We start from the raw sequence: 19,480 nt of genomic DNA, 5'->3' as shown, positions 1-19,480 counted from the left end.
GAGCGCGGTATGCCGCATAACCGCGCCTTGTGCGCGTACCGTGACTTCTGCGCATATTGCGCGTCGAGGAGGTGTCGATGTCCCCGCGGAGACGGGTCCGGTTCGCGACCCGCGCGCTGCTGCTGCACCTCGCCGCCGTCGCCCTCGTCGTGACGCTGTGCACGGGCGTGTACCTCGCCCTCGCGGTCCAGCAGCTGCGCGCCGAGGCGGAGTCGACCGCGCTCGGCATCGCGAGGACCTTGGCCGAGGACGCGCAGGTGCGGGCGGCGGTCGCCGCCATCTCCGCGTCGGACGACGAGCCGGACGCGGAGGCGCTGCGCGACGGAGACCTGCAGCAGATCGCCACCGACGTCATGGCCCGCACCGGGGCCCTGTTCGTCGTCATCACGGACGATGAAGGCATCCGACTCGCCCATCCGCTGCCCTCGCGGATCGGCGAGGTCGTGAGCACCCCGTTCGCCGCGGTGCTGGCGGGACGCGAGGTGGTCGACTGGCAGACCGGCACGCTCGGCGAGTCCGCCCGCGCGAAGGTGCCGGTGCGCGACGACTCCGGCACGCCGGTCGGCGAGATCAGCGTCGGGTTCGAGCGCAACGGCGTCTTCGACGACCTGCCGCCGCTGCTCGCCGCTCTCGGTCTGACCGCCGCCGGCGCGCTCGCCCTCGCCCTCCTGACCTTCCTCCTCCTGCGCCGGCGCTGGGAACGGTTGACCATCGGCGTGCAGCCCGAGGAGCTGGTCGCCCTCGTGCAGAATCAGACGGCGGTGCTCGACGGCGTCGGCGACGGCGTGCTCGCGGTCGATCAGGACGGCGTCGTGCGCGTGAGCAATGCCGCGGCGGACCGGCTTCTCGGGCTCCACGATCCGGTCGGCCGCACCGTGGACGCGCTGCCCCTCCCCCCTGTCGTGCGCGACACCGCCACCGGGGCTCGCGACCGCGCGGAGGCCGTCGTGGGCGATCGGATGCTGTACCTCGAGTCGCGCGCGGTGCGACGCGACGGGCGCGCACTCGGCGATGTGCTGATCGTCCGCGACCGCACCGACCTCATCGCCCTGACCGAGCGGCTGGAGGCCGTCCGGACGATGACCTCCGCGCTGCGTGTCCAACGCCACGAGTTCGCGAACCGCCTCCATGTGGCCGCGGACCTCATCGACGCCGGTCGCGTCGACGACGCCAGGGCGTTCCTCGACGAGCTGGTGAGCCGCGGTCCGGTGGCGTTCCCCGTCACCGGACTCGACCTCGTGGGCGACCCGTTCCTGCACGCCTTCCTCGGAGCCAAGGGCGTCGAGGCCGCCGAACGGGGCGTCGCCCTGCGGATCGCGGCGGACACCCAGGTGATCGGCACCGTCCGTCGAGCGGAGGACGTGGCCAGCGTGCTCGGCAACCTCGTGGACAACGCGGTCGTGGCCGCCGTCGCGGGCGCGCGGGAGCCGCGGTGGGTGGAGGTCTCGGTGCTGAGCGACGGTGACGCGCTCGTCGTCACGGTGGCCGACTCCGGCGAGGGGCTCCGCCCGTCCGACCCCCGGCCGCACGCCGACGACGGGAGCGCGGACTCCGTGCACGGACACGGCATCGGACTGCCGCTCGCGACGGAGATCGCCCGCCGCAGCGGCGGCGACCTCTGGATCATCGACTCCGGCGGTCCCGATCACGGCGCGGTCTTCGCCGCCCGGCTCGGGGATGCCGTCGACCCCGCTCCGCGTGTCCCGAAGGAGGACCGATGACCGAACCGCTGCGCGCGCTCATCCTCGACGACGACTTCCGGGTGGCTGACCTGCACCGGACGATCGTGGACGATCAGCCCGGATACACCGTGACCGGGACCGCGCGATCCTGCGCCGAGGCGCGCGACCTCGTGCGCTCGACACGCCCCGACCTCCTGCTCGCCGACGTCTACCTCCCCGACGGGGACGGCATCGGACTCGTCCGCGAGCTCGGGGTCGACGCGATCCTCATCTCCGCCGCGGACGACGCGCCCACCGTGCGCCGCGCACTGCGAGCCGGCGCCGTGGGCTACCTCGTGAAGCCTTTCGACCGACGTGCTCTCACGGGACTCCTCGACCGGTACACCCGCTACCGCAACCTGCTCGCGGGTGATCGGCCCGTCACGCAGGAGGACGTGGACCGCGCGCTGGCGATCCTGCACGGCGGCGGCGAGCCGGTCTCCCTGTCGCGCTCGGCCACCGAGCAGCGCGTGCTCGCGGCGCTCGGCGACGGCGAGGCTTCAGCGGCGGAGGTCGCCGAGCGGGTCGGCATCTCCCGGGCCACGGCGCAACGGCACCTCGCGGCTCTCGCCACACGGACCATCGTCGAGGTGCGCTTGCGCTACGGGTCGACCGGGCGTCCCGAGCACCGGTACGCCGCGCGCACCTGACGCCGTCGCGGCGGCCGCTCAGCCCTCGGAGCCGACGGCGGCCAGACGGGCCTCTTCGTCGGCGGCGATGGCGCTCTCGATGATGGGGTCGAGCGCGCCGTCCATGACCTGATCGAGGTTGTACGCCTTGAACCCGGTGCGGTGATCCGCGATCCGGTTCTCGGGGAAGTTGTAGGTGCGGATGCGCTCCGAGCGGTCCATGCCGCGGATCTGCGACTTGCGCGCGTCCGAGGCGGCCGCATCGAGCTCCTCCTGCTGCTTGGCCAGCAGCCGGGCACGCAGCACCCGCATCGCCGCCTCGCGGTTCTGCAGCTGCGACTTCTCGTTCTGCATCGACACGACGATCCCGGTGGGCACGTGCGTGATGCGGACAGCGGAGTCGGTGGTGTTCACCGACTGTCCGCCGGGGCCCGACGAGCGGAACACGTCGATCTTCAGATCGTTCTGATCGATCTGGATCTCCTCGGGCTCGTCCACCTCGGGGAACACGAGCACGCCGGTCGTGGAGGTGTGGATGCGGCCCTGCGACTCCGTGGCGGGAACCCGCTGCACGCGGTGCACGCCGCCCTCGTACTTCAGATGCGCCCAGACACCCTGTGCGGGGTCGGACGAGGAACCCTTGATGGCGACCTGGACGTCCTTGTAGCCGCCGAGGTCGGACTCGTTGCGCTCGAGCAGCTCGGTCTTCCACCCCTTCGACGCGGCGTACTGCACGTACATGCGCAGCAGATCCGCGGCGAACAGGGCCGACTCCGCGCCGCCCTCCCCCGCCTTGATCTCCATGATCACGTCGCGGGCGTCGTCCGGGTCGCGCGGGATGAGGAGGCGCCGCAGGCGCTCCTGCGCCGCCTGCACGCCCTCTTCGAGGGCGGGGACCTCCGCGGCGAAGGCCTCGTCCTCACGGGCCAGTTCCCGCGCCGCCTCGAGATCGTCGACGGCAGCCGTCCACGCCTCATGCGCCGCCACGATGCGCGACAGCTCGGCATACCGACGGTTCACGCGCTTGGCGCGAGCCGCGTCGGCGTGCACCGCCGGGTCGGAGAGCTCCTCCTGGACCCGGCGATGCTCGTCGATCAGAGTCTGGACGGACTCGAACACGTCGGTCCTCAGCGGATGTTGTTGTCGTGCCCGTGAGCGCCCGAGGGCAGCGTCGGGATGGACTTCTGCATCTGCACGAGGAACTCCACGTTGGAGTGGGTCTCCTTCAGCTTGCCGAGCACGACCTCCAGGGCCTGCTGCGGGTCGAGGCCGGCGAGAGCACGGCGCAGCTTCCAGGTGATCTTGACCTCGTCGGCCGAGAGCAGCATCTCCTCGCGGCGGGTGCTGGACGCGTTGACGTCGACCGCCGGGAAGATCCGCTTGTCGGCCAGCTGACGCGACAGCCGCAGCTCGCTGTTGCCGGTGCCCTTGAACTCCTCGAAGATGACCTCGTCCATCTTGGAACCGGTCTCGACGAGCGCGGTGGCGAGGATCGTGAGGGATCCGCCGTTCTCGATGTTGCGCGCGGCACCGAAGAAGCGCTTCGGCGGGTAGAGCGCGGACGCGTCGACGCCGCCGGTGAGCACGCGGCCGGACGCCGGAGCGGCCAGGTTGTACGCGCGCCCGAGGCGGGTGATCGAGTCGAGCAGCACGACCACGTCGCGGCCCAGCTCGACGAGGCGCTTGGCCCGCTCGATCGCGAGCTCGGCGACCGTCGTGTGGTCCTCCGCGGGGCGGTCGAAGGTGGAGGCGATGACCTCGCCCTTCACGGTGCGCTCCATGTCGGTGACCTCTTCGGGGCGCTCGTCGACGAGCACGACCATGAGGTGGACCTCGGGGTTGTTCTGCGCGATCGCGTTGGCGATCTGCTGCAGGACGATCGTCTTGCCGGCCTTGGGCGGTGCGACGATGAGGCCGCGCTGGCCCTTGCCGATCGGCGCGACGAGGTCGATGATCCGCTGCGTGAGCTTCTCCGGAGCCGTCTCCAGCCGCAGACGCTCCTGCGGGTAGAGCGGGGTGAGCTTGCCGAACTCCACGCGGGTGGCCGCATCGTCGACCGAGAGGCCGTTGATCGAGTCGACCTTGACCAGGGCGTTGTACTTCTGCCGACCCTGCTGCTCGCCCTCGCGCGGCTGCTTGATGGAGCCGACGACGGCGTCGCCCTTGCGGAGATTGTACTTCTTGACCTGGCCGAGCGAGACGTATACGTCGCTCGGGCCGGCCAGGTAACCGGTGGTGCGCACGAAGGCGTAGTTGTCGAGCACGTCGAGGATGCCGGCGATCGGGATGAGGACGTCGTCCTCGGTGATCTCCGTCTCGAACTCGTCGACCTGGCCGCCGCTGCGACGCTTGTTGCGCTGACGGTTGCGGCCGTTGCCGTTACCCGACTGGTCGTCGTCGGCCGGCGCGTTCTGCGCCTGCTCCTGACCGCCGCCCTGGCCACGGCCACGGTTGCGGTTGCGGTTGCGGCTGCGGCCCCGACCGCCCTGCTCCTCGCCGTTGTCGGCCTCGCCGGACGAGTCCTTCGAGGGAGCGTCCGCCTCGGCCTCGTTCTTCGCGGCAGCGCCGTCGTTCTTCGACTCGCTCTTCGCCGCGTCGTTCTTGGCGCGGCCGCCCTGGGCGGTGCCCGCGTCGGCGGTCTCCGCCGCGCTGTCGGCCGGTGCGGCCTCGGCCTTCTCGGTCTTCGCCTCCGAGGCCTCGGCATCCGCCTTCTTCGTGCGACGGCCGCGGGCGGACTTGGGGGCCTCGGCGGGCGCCTCGGTGGTCTCGGCAGCCGGTGCCGCTTCGGCCGGTGCGGCCTCGGCCGGAGCCTCGGCGTCCGCCTTCTTCGCCCGCGTGCGGCGCGGAGCCTTCGCCTTCGGGGCCGCCTCCGCCGCCTCGGCGGAGTCGCCGGCAGCCGCAGGGGCCTCCGCCGAGCCGGACTCCTCCGCGGCCTTGGCCGCCTTGGCCGCAGCCGTAGCGGTGTTCGCCCGACGCGGTGCGCGCTTCTTGGCCGGAGCGGATTCGGTCGCCTGCTCGGCGACGGGGGCATCGGCGGTCGGAGCCGCCTGATCGTTCTGGGTCTCGGAGAGGTTCTCCACGAGTACTCCCTTATAGGTCATGGGAAATGAGCGTGAACGCGCACAACGGGTGCTGCGCACGATCGCACGGGCTGACGCTCGGCGTCAGCCAGCCTCGGCACTTGGGCCTCAGGGGTTCGCGTGCGGGTCTTGCAAGAGATGCAATGGGGCCAGATTCACGAATGCTACGTGGAGCCCTCCGCTCGATCCCCCACTGTACCACCACGGACGTCGACGGCGAGCAGGAGCGCCTCCCACGGGGTGTCGGTCACCTGATTGGCCACCTCGACGGCGTCCAGACGGCTGCCGGGACCGTCGGCGAGCACGAGCACGCTGGGTCCGGCGCCGGAGACGACCGCCGCGAATCCGGCGGCACGCAGAGCCTGCACGAGGCGCTGCGTCTCCGGCATGGCACCGGCGCGGTAGTCCTGGTGCAGGCGGTCGGCGGTCGCGTCGAGCAGCAGCTCCGGGCTCTGCATCAGCGCGGCGATGAGCAGTGCGGACCGGGACACGTTGAACACCGCGTCGGCCGTGGAGACGTGCGGCGGCTGCAGCGACCGGGCCTGCGAGGTGGACATCGTGTACGCCGGGACGAGGACGAGCGGGGAGACGCCGCGGTGCACGAGGAGCTTCTTGTGCTGCGGGCCGCGCTCCCCCATCCACGCGATCGTGAGCCCGCCGAACAGCGCAGGGGCCACGTTGTCCGGGTGGCCCTCCAGCTCGGTCGCCAGGCGCAGCAGATCGGTGTCGGAGATGTCGACGTCTCCCGCCAGCAGCCCCTTCGCCGCGAGCACGCCGGCAGCGACGGCCGCGCCGGAGGACCCGAGGCCTCGGCCGTGCGGGACGGCGTTCTCGGCCACGATGCGCAGACCGGGCATCGGCCGGCCTGCGTCGGCGAACACGTGGGCGATCGTCCGGACGATGAGGTTGGAGGCATCCCGCGGGATGTCCTCGGCACCGGAACCGGAGACCTCGATCTCGAGCTGCCCCTCGGGGAGCGCCGTCACCTCGAGCCGGTCGTAGATGCTGAGCGCCAGGCCGAGCGTGTCGAAGCCGGGGCCGAGGTTGGCGCTCGTCGCCGGCACCGTCACCTCGACCGTGCGACCCACACGCGCACCGTGCTCCTCGGGGGCGGGAGCCGTGGCCGTCACGGTGGTCACTCGCCTTCCACCCGGAGGACGGACACCACGCGGGCGACGACGTCGCTGCCCGCGAGCACGTCCACCGTGTCGCTGAGGGCCTGCTCCGTCGCGCGATGCGTGCCGATGATGAGGCGTGCGGTCGGCTCGTCCTCCCCCTCGACGGTCTGGACGACGGTCGCGACGGACACCCCGCCGTCGCTGAGGATACCGGCGACGGTCGCCAGCACGCCGGGGGCGTCGGAGACCTCGAGGGTGATCTGGTAGCGCGTGGTCACGTGGCCGATGGGCACGACGGGGAGGTTCGCCCGGGTGGACTCGCCCACGCCGACGCCGCCGGCGATGTGCCGACGAGCGGCGGAGACCACGTCGCCGAGCACGGCCGAGGCCGTCTGGATACCGCCCGCGCCGGCGCCGTAGAACATGAGGGAGCCCGCCGCCTCGGCCTCGACGAAGACGGCGTTGTTGGCACCGTGCACGGAGGCGAGAGGGTGGGCGACCGGCACGAGGGCGGGGTAGACCCGCACCGAGATGGACTCGGCGCCGTCGGCCTCGATGCGCTCGCAGACGGCGAGCAGCTTGATCACGAAGCCCGCCGCGCGGGCCTCCTCGATCATCGACGCCGTGATGGTGGTGATCCCCTCGCGGTGCACCGCCTCCAGCGGCACCGCGGTGTGGAAGGCGAGGCTGGCGAGGATCGCGGCCTTCTGCGCGGCGTCGTAGCCTTCGACGTCCGCGGTCGGGTCGGCCTCCGCATATCCGAGGCGCTGCGCGTCCGCCAGCACGTCGGCGAAGTCGGCGCCCTCGGTGTCCATCCGGTCGAGGATGTAGTTCGTGGTGCCGTTGACGATGCCCATGATCCGCACGACGCGGTCGCCCGCGAGCGAGTCGCGCAGCGGACGGATGATCGGGATGGCACCCGCGGCCGCCGCCTCATAGTAGACCGAGGCGCCGACGCGATCCGCCGCCTCGAACAGCTCCGGTCCGTGGGTGGCCAGCAGCGCCTTGTTGGCCGTGACGACGTCGGCTCCCGAGCCGATCGCCTGGAGGATGTTGGTGCGGGCGGGCTCGATGCCGCCGATGAGCTCGATCACGATGTCGGCGCCGAGGATGAGCGACTCGGCGTCGGTCGTGAAGAGCTCCTTCGGGAGCTCGACGTCGCGGGGCGCGTCGAGGTCACGGACCGCGATTCCGGCCAGGTCCAGCGCGGCACCCGCGCGGTCGGCCAGTTCGTCGCCGTGGCGGAGCAGGAGGGCCGCCACCTGGGAGCCGACGGCCCCGGCGCCCAGCAGCGCCACGCGAAGTCGTCTGTAGTCAGTCAATGGGTGCTCCTTCGGGGTGGGTCATCGTGCTCCCTCGGGGGCGTGCGCCCCGTCGATGCCCGCGTCGCGGGCCAGCAGGTCGTGGACGGTCTCGCCGCGGACGATCACCCGCGAGCGCCCCTCCCGCACCGCCACGATGGGCGGCCGCGGGACGTGGTTGTAGTTGCTCGCGAGCGAGGCGCAGTAGGCGCCGGTCGCCGGGACGGCCAGCAGATCGCCCGGTGTCACGTCTCCGGGGAGGTACTCGTGGTCGACGACGATGTCGCCGGACTCGCAGTGCTTGCCGACCACTCGGCTCAGCTGGGGCTCGTCCGTCCCCGTCCGCGAGGCGAGGCGGGCGGAGTAGCTGGCACCGTAGAGAGCCGTACGGGCGTTGTCGCTCATCCCGCCGTCGACGCTGACGTACCGCCGCGTGGCCCCGGAGGCGACCGTGACGTCCTTCGTCGTGCCGACCTCGTAGAGGGTCACGCCCGCCGTGCCGACGATCGCGCGCCCGGGCTCGAACGAGAGCGCGGGCACCGCGATGCCCCGCGCCGCGCAGCCCTCGGCGACCGCCGCCACGATGCCGTCGGCCAGCTCGTCGATCGGCGTGGGGTCGTCGACGCGGGTGTAGGCGATGCCGAAGCCGCCGCCGAGGTTCAGCTGCGGCACCGGGCCGTCCTCGAGGAGGGCGGCGTGCAGTTCGAGCACGCGCGACGCGGATTCGCGGAACCCGGCCACGCCGAAGATCTGGGAGCCGATGTGGCAGTGCAGGCCGGCGAACTCCAGCCCCGGGATCTCGCGGATGCGGGCCACGGCGACCTCGGCCTCGGCGAGCGGGAAGCCGAACTTCTGGTCCTCGTGGGCCGTGGCGAGGAAGTCGTGGGTCTCGGCGTGGACGCCGCTGATGACCCGGACCATGACGCGCTGCACGGTGTCCGTCCGGGCCGTGATGGCGGCGAGGCGCTCGATCTCGATCGCGCTGTCGACGACGATCGTGCCGATGCCGAGAGCGACAGCGCGCTCCAGCTCGGCGACCGACTTGTTGTTGCCGTGGAAGCCCAGCGAGGCCGGTGCGACCCCCGCGGCGAGGGCGACCTCGAGCTCGCCGCCGGTGCACACGTCGATGCGCAGCCCCTCGTCGACGACCCAGCGGGCGACCGTCGTGCATAGGAAGGCCTTGCCGGCGTAGTACACCTGCGCGGTCGTGCCGTGCGCCGAGGCGGCGCGGTCGAACGCGTCGCGGAAGGCCCGGGCGCGGCGCCGCACCTCGTCCTCATCGAGCACGAGGAGCGGCGTGCCGTAGGTGCGGGCGAGCTCGGGCGCCGGCACTCCGGCGAGCACCAGGCTGCCGTCGTCGTCGCGCGTGGCCGAAGCCGGCCAGACACCCGGCGCGAGATCGTTCGGATCTTCGGGGACGACGAGCCAGTCCGGAGCGAGCGTGGCGGCAGAGTCGAGCACGGAACACCAATCGTGGGACGGATCTCGGGCGGAGGCGCACATCGAGTTGCCCCGATTCTAGGGCACCCTCTGTCGCTGCCTGGTCACGGTGACACGCCGCGTCAACCCCCTGGGGAGCGGTACCGCCCGGCTCGTAGGGTGGGCACGTGGCAGACACCGACAACCGAGACTCCGAGAACCACTCCGCAGCCCCGGCCCGCCCGGGGCTGGTCGCCCGCATCACGGGTCCGGTGATCGCCTGGGCCCTCGCCCGGCGCCCGGTCAGGGCCGTGCTGCTGTACTCCGAGCGCCGTGGCCCGATGCTCGCCGACAGCGTGACCTACCGGGCCCTGTTCAGCGTCTTCGCGGGCGTGCTCCTCGGCTTCTCCCTCGCGGCCCTCTGGCTGTCCGGCAACCCGGAGGCCTGGCGCGCGATCATCGACGCCGTGCAATCCGCGGTCCCCGGGCTCATCGGCGAGGGCGGTGTCATCAATACGAACGACCTCCGGACTCCGGCCTCGTTCTCGATCGCCGGCATCATCTCCCTCGTCGCGCTGGTCGGTGCCGCTCTCGGCGCCATCGGCTCGCTCCGCACGGCCATCCGGACCATCGCCGGCACGATCCAGGCGGACATCCTGTGGATCTGGGTCATCGTCCGCAACCTCCTGCTCGCCGTCGGCATCGGGCTCGCGTTCGTGCTCGCCGCCGGGATCACCTTCATCGGACAGCTCGGGGTGACCTGGATCGGCGATCTGCTCGGGGTGCCGTCGGATTCGCCGCTGCTCGCCTGGACGGTCCGTCTCCTGTCGCTGCTCGTGGTCTTCATCCTCGATGCGGCCCTGATCGTCGGCGCCTTCCTCCTGCTGTCCGGCGTCCGGCCCGCCGCGCGCTCCCTGTGGAGCGGCGCCTTCCTCGGCGCCTTCGGCCTCATCGTGCTGCAGCAGCTCTCCGGACTGTTCGTGGGCGGAGCGACGAGCAACCCCCTCCTCGCGTCGTTCGCCTCGCTCCTCGCGCTCCTAATCTGGCTCCAGCTGTCCACGCAGGTCATCCTCGTCGCGTGCGCCTACATCGTGACCGCCGAAGAGGAGCGCGGCGACCGCCTGCACGAACGGTTCGGTGCGCGGACGTTCGTGCAGCGACGGCTGCAGCGCGCCGAGGTCGACGTGAAGATCGCGACGGCCGAGCTGCGCGACGCCCAGCGCGCGGCGGCCGAGGAGAACGGCACCGCCGCCCCGGAGTGAGGTCCTTGTTGTGACCGGAATCGATAGTATGGTCACAACGAGAGGGGACGCATGTCCGCACCACGACGGCACACCGTGACCGTTCCCGGCGCCGCGGTGTCGGTCCTGGAATGGCGCCCCTCCGGCGAGACGCAGACACCCGTGCTGCTGCTGCACGGCGGCGGGGCCGACAGTGCGGAGCTCTCCTGGGGCGAGGTCGGGCCGGCGCTGGCGGCGGCCGGACACCGCGTCCTCGCGCCGGACCACCCCGGCTTCGGACGCAGCCCACGCCTCGATGCGTCGCTGACCCAGGAGCGCCTGGTGCAGTACGTCGGCGACCTCGTCGACGCTCTCGAGCTGCACGCGTATGCCATCGGGGGTCTTTCGATGGGCGCGGGGATGGCGCTGGGCCATCTGCTCGACCGCCCGGACGGAGCACACGCCGCTGCCCTCCTCGGCAGTTACGGCCTGATGCCGCGCCTGACGGACGGCACCTTCGGGCCCCTCTCGCACCTGTCGACGTTCCTGCTCCTGCGTTCGGGCCTGCTCGGTGCGATGACACGCGTCTACGCACGCGACCGGAAGGCGATGACGCGAGGCCTCCAGGATCTCGTGCGCTCCCCCGACGCCCGCACCCCTGGTCTCGTCGACGCGGTGCTCGCCGAGGCCGCGACCGGCTCCGGTCTCACGACGTTCGGCGACTGGCAGCGGGATCAGGTGCGGCCGTTGCGACTCCGCACCGACTACCGTGATCGACTCGCCGAGATCCGCGTCCCGGTCCTCCTCGTGCACGGCGACCGCGACTCCGGTGTCCCTCTCCGGCGGGTCGAGGAGGCCGCGGAGATCCTGCCCGACGGGCAGCTCCTCGTGGCCCCCGGCGCCGGGCACTGGGTGCAACGGGACCGTCCCGACCTCGTGATCCCCGCCCTGCGCGACTGGTTCGCCCGAGGCTCCGATGCCTAGGCCGCTCGTGCCCGACCGTCGGGGACGCATCCTCGACGCGGCGGAGCGCATGGTCCTGGCCGAGGGCTTCGACGCGATGAACGTCGCCGCGATCGCGCGCGCGGCCGGTATCGGCAAGGGCGCCGTCTACCTGGAGTTCGCGGCGAAACGCGACATCCTCGATGCCCTGCTCCAGCGCGGCACCGTGCGGATCGCCGACGCCGTCGCCCGCACCGCGGGACCGCAGCCGTCGCTCAGCGCCCTCTACCGCGCCACGGCGGCGGCGCTGCTCGGCGACGAGCTCATGACGGCCGCGTTCCTCGACGACGCGGGAGTGCTCGGCGCCCACGTCGCCGCGCAGCCGACCTCCCGGTACCGGACGCGTCACGAACGGGTCGTCGCCGGGATCCGTGACCTCCAGCGCCAGGGCCGGATCGTGCCGGATGTGGAGCCCGAAGCCCTGGCCCTCGCTCTCTCCAGCGCCACCCTCGGACTGCTCTCGGCCGCACGCACGCTGGGTCCCCTGGATCGCGCGACCTTGGAGAGCGCGATCGACACCGTCGGCCGGATGGCCGCGAGCTTCGAGACGGAGTGACATGCATCACGAGACATCGGGTCCCCCGGGGACACCACCGCTTCTGCTCCTGCACGGCGGCGGGGTCGCCGGGTGGATGTGGGAGCCGCTGCGCGGACACCTCGATCCCGCGCGCCGGGTCGTCGTCCCGGACCTCCCCGGTCACGGCCGCAGCGCGAGCGTCGACTACGCATCGCACGGGGAGACGGTGGCGGCGCTCGTCCCCCTGCTGGAGCGGGAGACCGGACCGGCCACCGTCGTCGGCTTCTCCCTCGGCGCGCAGCTCGCCGTCCTGCTGGCGGCACGACGCCCGGACCTCGTCGCCGACGCCGTCGTCATCAGCGCTCAGGCGGAGCCGATCCGGGCCGTCGGGCCCACTCTGGCGCTGCTCCGCCTCACCGCCGGACTCGCCAGGAACGAGCGCTTCGCCCGTCTGCAGGCACGAGAGCTGTTCATCCCGGAAGAACTGCTTCCCCGCTACCTGGAGACCTCCGCCGCCCTCTCACGCACGACGCTGCTGCGCGCGGTCGAGGAGAACCTGCGTTTCACACCGCCGCCCGCGTGGCGTGCGCATCCCGGTTCGGCGCTGGTGCTCGTCGGCGCGGAGGAGAAGCCGCTCATGCGCCGCTCCGCCGCGCTGCTGAACCGCGTGCACCCGCGCAGCACGCTCGAGATCGTCGAGGGGTGCGGTCACGGCATCCCCCTGCAACGGCCGGCGGAACTCGCCGCGCGCCTGCAGGAGCGCCTGCCCGGGTGAACCGGGGTCCGCTCAGCGGTCGCAGGTGCCCTTCGCCTGGAGTGCCTCGTCGGTGACGATCGCGCCGTCCGCATCGACGTCGATCACGGCGTCGTCGCCGACGATCTCGACCCCCGTCAGCGTGAGACCGGCCGGGAGCTGGTCGGCGATGCACACCCGTCGTGGCTGGGTGATCCCCTCGCCGAGGGAGCCGAGCGACGACCCGACGCGGTCGAGGTCGACCTCCACGCCGCCGACGCTGGCCGCCACCGGCGTGAGTTCGAGGTCGCCCTCGACGGCGCCGGGGGTGAACGTGACGGACACCGGGACCGCCGTCCCGAGCACCGCGAAGGAGCCGCCGAGCGTCGCGTTCGGCGCGGCGAACTCGACCGTGTCGACGGGCAGGTCGGTGTCCGAGAGCAGAGCGGTGAACTGCTCCTGGTCGATGCGGATGGTGCCGTCGGCGCCATCGAGGTCGCCGCCGCGCAGCGGGACGCCCGTCGCGGTGACGTCGGCCGCCCCCGTGATGCCCTGCAGCGTCACGGCGTCGGTCGACAGGCGCAGGATGTCGAGGCGGCCGGCGAGCAGCTGCGGCAACAGGATCCCCTCGGTCTCGACATCGAGCTGCTGGTCGGCGGGCAGGTCGAGCTGCTCGATCACCATCGACCGCACGACGCCGGGGAGCACGGCACGGGCGACGAGCTCCGCCGCGACCACGAGGGCGGCGAGCACGACCACGACGATGAGGACGACCCAGGGCCACCGGCGCCGCCGCGGCGCTGCGCTCTTCCGCCGACCGTCCGCCGGGTCGGGGACCACGAGCGTCGGGTGCTCGTCCGAGGGCTTCGGGTACGGGAGGGTCGGGTTGTCGTCGCTCATGGCGCTCCCTACATGCGCTCGGGCGCGGAGACGCCGAGCAGGTCGAGCCCGTTGCGGAAGACCTGGCCGGCGGCGTCGTTCAGCCACAGGCGCGTGCGGTGCACGTCCTCGACCGGGGCGTCGCTCAGGGGGATCACCCGGCAGTTGTCGTACCAGCGGTGGTACAGCCCGGCGAGCTCCTCCAGGTAGCGCGCGACGCGGTGCGGCTCACGCACCTCGGCGGCGAACGCGACGATGCGCGGGAACTCCTGCAGCGCGCCCAGCAGCGCCGCCTCGGTCTCGTGCGTGAGCGTCTCCGGGGCGAAGACCGAGCGGTCGATGCCGGAGTCGGCGGCGTTGCGCGCGACGTTGTGGGTGCGGGCGTGTGCGTACTGCACGTAGAACACCGGGTTGTCGTTCGTGCGCTTCTGCAGCAGCTCCGGGTCGAGGTCGAGCGGCGAGTCGGCGGGCGAGCGCTCCAGCGAGTACCGCAGCGCGTCCGTGCCGAGCCAGTCGAGCAGGTCGTCCATCTCGATGATGTTGCCGGCGCGCTTGCTGAGGCGGGCTCCGTTGATCGAGACCATCTGGCCGATGAGCACCTGGATGTTCTTCGCGGGGTCGTCGCCCGCCGCTCCCGCGACCGCCTTGAGGCGGTGCACGTAGCCGTGGTGGTCGGCGCCGAGCAGGTAGATCTTGTCGCGGAAGCCGCGGTCGCCCTTGTTCAGGTAGTAGGCGGCATCGGCGGCGAAGTACGTGTACTCGCCGTTCGAGCGGCGGATGACGCGGTCCTTGTCGTCGCCGAAGTCGGTGGTGCGCACCCAGACGGCGCCGTCCTCGTCGAACACGTGGCCCTGCTCGCGCAGACGGTCGACGGCCTGGTCGATCAGGCTGGAACCCGAGGCGTCCTTCGCGTGGAGGGTGCGCTCGGAGAACCACACGTCGAACGGCACGTTGAAGCGCTCGAGGGAGTGCTTGATCTCGGCGAGCTGGTACTCGTAGCCGAGCTCGCGGGCGACGGCGAGCTGCTCCTCCTCCGGGAGGTCGAGCAGGTCGGGGCGGGCCTCGAGGACGCGGCCGGCCAGCGTCGCGATGTACTCGCCCGGGTAGCCGCCCTCCGGCGTGGGCTCCCCCTTCGCCGCGGCCAGCACGGACGCGGCGAAGCGGTCCATCTGCACGCCCGCGTCGTTGATGTAGTACTCGCGCACCGCACGGGCACCGCTCGCGAGGAGCAGGCGGACGATCGCGTCGCCGAGGGCCGCCCAGCGCGTGTGCGCGATGTGCAGCGGCCCGGTGGGGTTCGCCGAGACGAACTCGACGTTGACGCTCACGCCCTCCTGCGAGGAGTTCGTCCCGTAGGCGGGACCGGCGTCGACGATGACCTTCGCGAGCGCGCCGGCGGCCGCCGCGTCGAGGCGGATGTTGAGGAAGCCGGGGCCCGCGACCTCCACACTCGCGATGCCGTCCACATCGGCCAGTCCGTCGGCGATCTGCTGGGCGAGCTCGCGCGGATTCGTGCCGAAGGGCTTGGCCAGGCGCATGGCGATGTTCGAGGCCCAGTCGCCGTGATCGCGGTTGCGCGGGCGCTCCAGCACGATGTCGGCGGCGGAGAGGTCGAACGGCTCGCCCGGACGTCGTTCCTCGGCGATGGGGGCGAGGACGGCGAGGAGGGCGTGGGCGAGCGTTTCAGGATTCATAGACCCCCCAGTTTACGGGGGTGCGCAGGCCCGTTCCGTCGCCCCGTGTCCCGCCGAGTTTGCGATCCGTCCTCCGTGATCTACTCTCACACCATGAACGCCCCCGCCGCCCCTCGTCGACTGCGCATCGCGGGCGTCGCCGCCGCCCTCCTCGTCGCCGTCGCCGCGGGCGTGATCGGGGTCTGGCGACCGTGGGTTCCGGCGCCGTCGTCCCTCCCGGTCGGCACTGCGGCCGGAGACGAGTCCGCCGCGGTGATCGCTCCTGCACCGCTCGCGCTCCCCGACGAGCCGACCGTCCTCGTCTTCGGCGATTCGTGGACCTACGGCTCTGCCGCGTCCGACCCCACCCTCGGCTACGCGTACGTGCTCGCCGACCTGCTGCACGGCACGACCATCGTGGACGGCGTGCGCGGCAGCGGCTACCTCAAGCCCGGCATCGACGGCCCCACCTTCGGCGAGCGCATCGCGGCGCTGGACCCGACTCTCGACCCGGACCTCGTCATCATCCAGGGCTCCATCAACGACCGGGCACAGGGCGCTGCCGGCTACCGCGAGGCGGTGACCGCCGCGTGGGACGCGCTGACGGCGCTGTACCCGGAGGCGGCGATCGTCGTGCTCGGCCCCGCGCCGCACGAGCTTCCGGTCGGCGCGCAGACGGCACGGATCGACCGGGATCTCGCGGCTCTCGCCTCGGCCCGCGGCTGGTGGTACATCTCCCCCGTCGCGCTCGACTGGATCACCGAGGACAACTATCTCTCCGTCATCGACGTGGAGGTCGGACGCAAGCATCCGTCCACCGACGGCCACCGCTATCTCGCCGAGAAGCTCGCGGCGGCGCTCGACGAACTGCGCGCCGCACCGGTCACGGAGGCCGGTGGGTCGGAGACCACCCCCGACGAGTGATATTGTCGATCGGTACGCCTCCGTAGCTCAGTGGATAGAGCGCCGGTTTCCGGTACCGTAGGTCGCAGGTTCGACTCCTGTCGGGGGCACGTACAGCAAGAGGGATCGTCCACACGGACGGTCCCTCTTCTCGTGCCGCCGGGAGTCCGTCCACGTCCCGCAGCCGAGCCGGGTAGCCTGGATCCGTGCCCTCCCTCCTCATCGCCGGTTCGACGCGCGCCCCGCGCCGTCTGTCGTCCGCGACGCCGATGACGGAGTGGATGCGCGTGGTCCTGCACCCCGGCACCAACGGGTGGACGAGCGTCTGGGGCACCCTCTCGCACGGCGAGATCGCCGGCTGCCCGCCGCCACAGGGATAGGCCGCGCCCGGACGGGGGCGGCGACATCGCGTCACCCATCCATCTGCCGTGAGGTATCCCTGTGTCTTCTTCGTCGTCCCCTGCCCGTTTCCGTCTCGCGCCGCATGAGCTCTGGCGCGGCATCCGTTCCACCGCCCGGAGCGACGTGCTCGGCGGCGGTCTGCTGCTGACCGCCACGCTCGCCGCCCTGATCCTCGCCAACTCCCCCGCCGCCCCCTGGTACGAGGCCGTCAGGGACTTCCGCTTCGGGATCCCGGAGTGGCACCTCGAGCTCAGTGTCGGCGCCTGGGCCGCCGACGCCCTGCTCGCGGTGTTCTTCTTCGTCGTCGGACTGGAGCTGAAGGAGGAGTTCGTCGCCGGGCGTCTCCGTGACCCGCGCCGTGCCGCGCTTCCGATCGCCGCCGCGGTGGGCGGCGTCATCGTCCCCGCCCTCTTCTTCGTCGCGATCAACGCCGCGTCGGGCGCCGAGGTCCTCCGCGGATGGGCGATCCCCACGGCCACGGACATCGCGTTCGCGATCGCGGTGCTCGCCGTCGTCGGCCGCTTCCTGCCGCCCGCCCTGCGGGTGTTCCTGCTAACCCTCGCGATCATCGACGACCTCATCGCCATCACGATCATCGCCACCTTCTACACCGAGACCATCAGCTTCCCCTGGCTGATCCTGGCGCTCCTCCCCCTCGCGGGCTTCGCACTCGCTGTGCAGAACGGCATCCGGTCCTGGTGGATCCTGCTTCCCCTCGCCCTGGCCGTTTGGGCGTTCGTACATGCGTCCGGGGTGCACGCGACGGTCGCGGGGGTGCTGCTCGGCTTCATGGTGCCGGTGCGTCCGACGGAGCGCGCGCGGGTGCGGACCGGGACGGACGCCGACGGCGCCCCGGTCTACGACGGTCTCGCCGCGCACTTCGCGGATCGCTGGGGCATCGTGGCGACCCTCGTCGCCGTGCCGGTGTTCGCCTTCTTCGCGGCCGGGGTCGAGATCGGCGGCGTGGACGGCCTCGTCTCGGCGCTGACCGACCCCATCACGATCGGTATCATCGTGGGGCTCGTGCTCGGTAAGCCCGTCGGCATCCTGCTCACGACCTTCCTGTTGAGTCGCGTACCGGCCCTGCGCCTCGATGAGTCGCTGCGCTGGCCGGATCTCGCGGGCATGTCCCTGCTCGCGGGCATCGGGTTCACGGTCTCGCTGCTGGTGGGCGAGCTCGCGTACGGCAGCAGCAGCGTCGCGGACGATCACGTGAAGATCGGCGTGCTCGTCGGCTCCCTCCTCGCCGCGGTCCTCGGCGGACTCGTGCTCGCAGCACGAAGCCGGCGCGCGCGCGGGGCCGCCTCGGCCGGCTGATGCCCCGGCGCGACGGCCGGCCTCAGGCGATCTCGAGGTTGCCGGCCGTCGCGCTGCCCGGCGGTTCCGGTACCAGGTAGAGCCCGGTGGGGCTGTTGGCCGTGTAGGCGAGCGCGTCGACCCACGCGCGATTCACCTCGGGTCTCCTGCTGCCGAAGTACTGGAAGACGATGCTGCTGTAGGCGTGGATCCAGACGGTGTTCTTCCCGCCGCCGACGCTGGCATCCTCCCGCCAGCTGAACGCGAACGGCTCCCCTCGACGCAGCTTCGCGGTGATGACGAGCTGGATGTGCAGGAGCGCGCGGTCCTCGAGTTCGCATCGTTCGTACGCCTCCCCGTCTCATCCGTCAATGCCCTGAGTCATCCTCGAGGCGGCGCCTAGCGTCGGTCACTCCACGTAGCGAAGGAGCATCCGATGAAGGCGATGACCTACCGCGGACCGTACAAGATCCGCGTCGAGGAGAAACCCGATCCGACGATCCAACACCCCAACGACGCGATCGTGCGGGTCACGAGAGCCGCCGTGTGCGGGTCGGATCTCCACCTCTTCCACGGCATGATGCCCGACACCCGTATCGGGCACACCTTCGGTCACGAGATCGTCGGGGTGGTCGAGGAGGTCGGCTCCTCCGTGGAGACGCTGCGCCCGGGCGACCGGGTGATGGTGCCTTTCAACATCTACTGCGGCTCGTGCTACTTCTGCCGCCGCGGTCTCTTCTCGAACTGCCACAACGTGAACCCGAACGCGACCGCCGTCGGCGGGATCTACGGCTACTCGCACACGACCGGCGGGTACGACGGCGGGCAGGCGGAGCGCGTGCGCGTGCCGTTCGCGGATGTCGGCCCTTCGGTGATCCCGGAGTGGCTCGCCTCCGAGGACGCGCTGCTGCTCACCGACGCGTTCTCCACCGGCTACTTCGGCGCGCAACAGGCGGACATCGCCGAAGGGGACACGGTGGTCGTGTTCGGCGCCGGTCCCGTCGGCCTGGCCGCCGCCCGCTCGGCCTGGTTCCTCGGCGCGGGCCGCGTCATCGTCGTCGACCACCTCGACTACCGGCTCGAGAAGGCACGGGACTTCGCCTTCGCCGAGACGATGCACCTGCACGAAGCCGGTGACATCGTGCTCGCGCTGAAGAAGGCGACCGGCTACCTCGGCGCGGACGTGGTGATCGACGCGGTGGGCGCGGAGGCGGACGGCAGCGTCGTCCAGCACGTGACCGCCGCCAAGCTCAAGCTGCAGGGCGGCTCCCCCGTCGCGGTGAACTGGGCCATCGACAGCGTGCGCAAGGGCGGCACCGTGTCGATCCTCGGCGCCTACGGCCCGCTGGTGACCTCGGTGCGCCTGGGCGACATCATGAACAAGGGCCTCACGGTGCGCGGCAACCAGGCTCCCGTGAAGAGGCAGTGGCCGCGGCTGCTCGAACACATCCAGGCGGGGCACATCCGTCCGTCCGAGTTGCTGACGCACCGCTTCCCCCTGGAGCACATCGCGGAGGCCTACCACGTGTTCTCGTCCAAGCTCGACGACTGCATCAAACCGCTCATCGTCGTCGGAGAGGAATGACC

The 19,480-nt window shown here is 71.7% G+C and carries 17 protein-coding genes, 1 tRNA gene and 1 pseudogene; 11 read left to right on the top strand and 8 right to left on the bottom strand.

The genetic code is table 11. From position 1 onward, the window contains the following. Positions 1 to 77 precede the first annotated feature (77 nt). Together D8M34_RS10040 and D8M34_RS10035 are read left to right on the top strand one after the other, a co-directional pair. Positions 78 to 1,721 (top strand): sensor histidine kinase, encoded by a 1,644-nt coding sequence (locus D8M34_RS10040; RefSeq protein WP_126893920.1) that lies wholly within the window; start codon positions 78 to 80, stop codon positions 1,719 to 1,721. Then, positions 1,718 to 2,371 carry a response regulator gene (locus D8M34_RS10035; protein ID WP_025103136.1) on the top strand — a complete coding sequence of 218 codons (654 nt, stop codon included), beginning with the start codon at positions 1,718 to 1,720 and terminating at the stop codon, positions 2,369 to 2,371. The genes D8M34_RS10040 and D8M34_RS10035 overlap by 4 nt, the downstream gene beginning before the upstream one ends. Before the next feature lie 18 nt (positions 2,372 to 2,389). Here D8M34_RS10035 and prfA read toward each other — a convergent pair whose 3' ends face one another. From prfA to lysA, 5 genes are all read right to left on the bottom strand, one after another. Next, entirely contained in the window at positions 2,390 to 3,469 is a 1,080-nt protein-coding gene (gene prfA, locus D8M34_RS10030) for a peptide chain release factor 1 (protein ID WP_025103135.1), read from the bottom strand. A gap of 8 nt (positions 3,470 to 3,477) precedes the next feature. Then, entirely contained in the window at positions 3,478 to 5,451 is a 1,974-nt protein-coding gene (gene rho, locus D8M34_RS10025) for a transcription termination factor Rho (protein WP_126893919.1), read from the bottom strand. A gap of 143 nt (positions 5,452 to 5,594) precedes the next feature. Beyond that, complete coding sequence (gene thrB / locus D8M34_RS10020; protein ID WP_231729613.1) at positions 5,595 to 6,560, bottom strand: homoserine kinase; 966 nt, start codon at positions 6,558 to 6,560, stop codon at positions 5,595 to 5,597. A 5-nt stretch (positions 6,561 to 6,565) separates the two neighbouring features. Then, positions 6,566 to 7,870: a homoserine dehydrogenase gene (locus tag D8M34_RS10015; RefSeq protein ID WP_025103132.1), complete on the bottom strand. Its 1,305-nt coding sequence runs from the start codon at positions 7,868 to 7,870 to the stop codon at positions 6,566 to 6,568. Between the two features lie 21 nt (positions 7,871 to 7,891). Further along, the gene (lysA, locus tag D8M34_RS10010; RefSeq protein WP_231729430.1) at positions 7,892 to 9,310 is read right to left on the bottom strand and encodes a diaminopimelate decarboxylase; all 1,419 of its coding nucleotides are present in this window, start codon (positions 9,308 to 9,310) and stop codon (positions 7,892 to 7,894) included. Positions 9,311 to 9,456: 146 nt separating this feature from the next. Between lysA and D8M34_RS10005 the strand changes: the two genes are divergently transcribed. From D8M34_RS10005 to D8M34_RS09990, 4 genes are read left to right on the top strand one after another with little or no spacing between them, the layout of a single operon-like run. Further along, entirely contained in the window at positions 9,457 to 10,530 is a 1,074-nt protein-coding gene (locus D8M34_RS10005) for a YihY/virulence factor BrkB family protein (protein WP_172400129.1), read from the top strand. Positions 10,531 to 10,581: 51 nt separating this feature from the next. Continuing rightward, entirely contained in the window at positions 10,582 to 11,472 is an 891-nt protein-coding gene (locus D8M34_RS10000) for an alpha/beta fold hydrolase (protein ID WP_025103129.1), read from the top strand. Further along, entirely contained in the window at positions 11,465 to 12,046 is a 582-nt protein-coding gene (locus D8M34_RS09995) for a TetR/AcrR family transcriptional regulator (RefSeq protein WP_062766546.1), read from the top strand. Before D8M34_RS10000 ends, D8M34_RS09995 begins: the two co-directional genes overlap by 8 nt. Before the next feature lies 1 nt (position 12,047). Further along, a complete protein-coding gene (locus D8M34_RS09990; RefSeq protein WP_062766543.1) occupies positions 12,048 to 12,782 on the top strand; it encodes an alpha/beta fold hydrolase in 735 nt (244 codons plus the stop codon). A gap of 12 nt (positions 12,783 to 12,794) precedes the next feature. Here the strand turns inward: D8M34_RS09990 and D8M34_RS09985 are convergent, their stop codons facing one another. Continuing rightward, positions 12,795 to 13,640 carry an LmeA family phospholipid-binding protein gene (locus tag D8M34_RS09985; RefSeq protein WP_062766540.1) on the bottom strand — a complete coding sequence of 282 codons (846 nt, stop codon included), beginning with the start codon at positions 13,638 to 13,640 and terminating at the stop codon, positions 12,795 to 12,797. Positions 13,641 to 13,648: 8 nt separating this feature from the next. Further along, positions 13,649 to 15,313 carry an arginine--tRNA ligase gene (argS, locus tag D8M34_RS09980; protein WP_062766536.1) on the bottom strand — a complete coding sequence of 555 codons (1,665 nt, stop codon included), beginning with the start codon at positions 15,311 to 15,313 and terminating at the stop codon, positions 13,649 to 13,651. Positions 15,314 to 15,406: 93 nt separating this feature from the next. Between argS and D8M34_RS09975 the strand changes: the two genes are divergently transcribed. The 4 genes from D8M34_RS09975 to nhaA all read left to right on the top strand — a co-directional run bounded on the left by D8M34_RS09975 (position 15,407) and on the right by nhaA (position 17,914). After that, positions 15,407 to 16,216 carry an SGNH/GDSL hydrolase family protein gene (locus tag D8M34_RS09975; RefSeq protein WP_082758524.1) on the top strand — a complete coding sequence of 270 codons (810 nt, stop codon included), beginning with the start codon at positions 15,407 to 15,409 and terminating at the stop codon, positions 16,214 to 16,216. A 16-nt stretch (positions 16,217 to 16,232) separates the two neighbouring features. Further along, positions 16,233 to 16,305 (top strand) — tRNA-Arg (locus tag D8M34_RS09970). A 96-nt stretch (positions 16,306 to 16,401) separates the two neighbouring features. Then, positions 16,402 to 16,575, top strand: coding sequence for a hypothetical protein (locus tag D8M34_RS19275; protein WP_164498170.1), 174 nt, complete (start codon positions 16,402 to 16,404; stop codon positions 16,573 to 16,575). 61 nt (positions 16,576 to 16,636) lie between these two features. Continuing rightward, a complete protein-coding gene (gene nhaA, locus D8M34_RS09965; RefSeq protein ID WP_062766529.1) occupies positions 16,637 to 17,914 on the top strand; it encodes a Na+/H+ antiporter NhaA in 1,278 nt (425 codons plus the stop codon). Positions 17,915 to 17,936: 22 nt separating this feature from the next. Here nhaA and D8M34_RS19870 read toward each other — a convergent pair. Then, positions 17,937 to 18,227, bottom strand: a pseudogene (locus tag D8M34_RS19870) (DUF7882 family protein); the annotation flags it as partial. A gap of 102 nt (positions 18,228 to 18,329) precedes the next feature. Here D8M34_RS19870 and D8M34_RS09955 point away from each other — a divergent pair. Then, positions 18,330 to 19,478, top strand: coding sequence for a zinc-dependent alcohol dehydrogenase (locus D8M34_RS09955; RefSeq protein WP_062766527.1), 1,149 nt, complete (start codon positions 18,330 to 18,332; stop codon positions 19,476 to 19,478). The last annotated feature ends 2 nt before the right edge of the window (positions 19,479 to 19,480 follow it).

The sequence above is a fragment of the Microbacterium sp. HSID17254 genome, from assembly GCF_003989315.1.
GTDB lineage: Bacteria > Actinomycetota > Actinomycetes > Actinomycetales > Microbacteriaceae > Microbacterium.
Note: the sequence above shows the minus strand (reverse complement) of the source record. Positions and strands in the feature narration are given on the sequence as shown.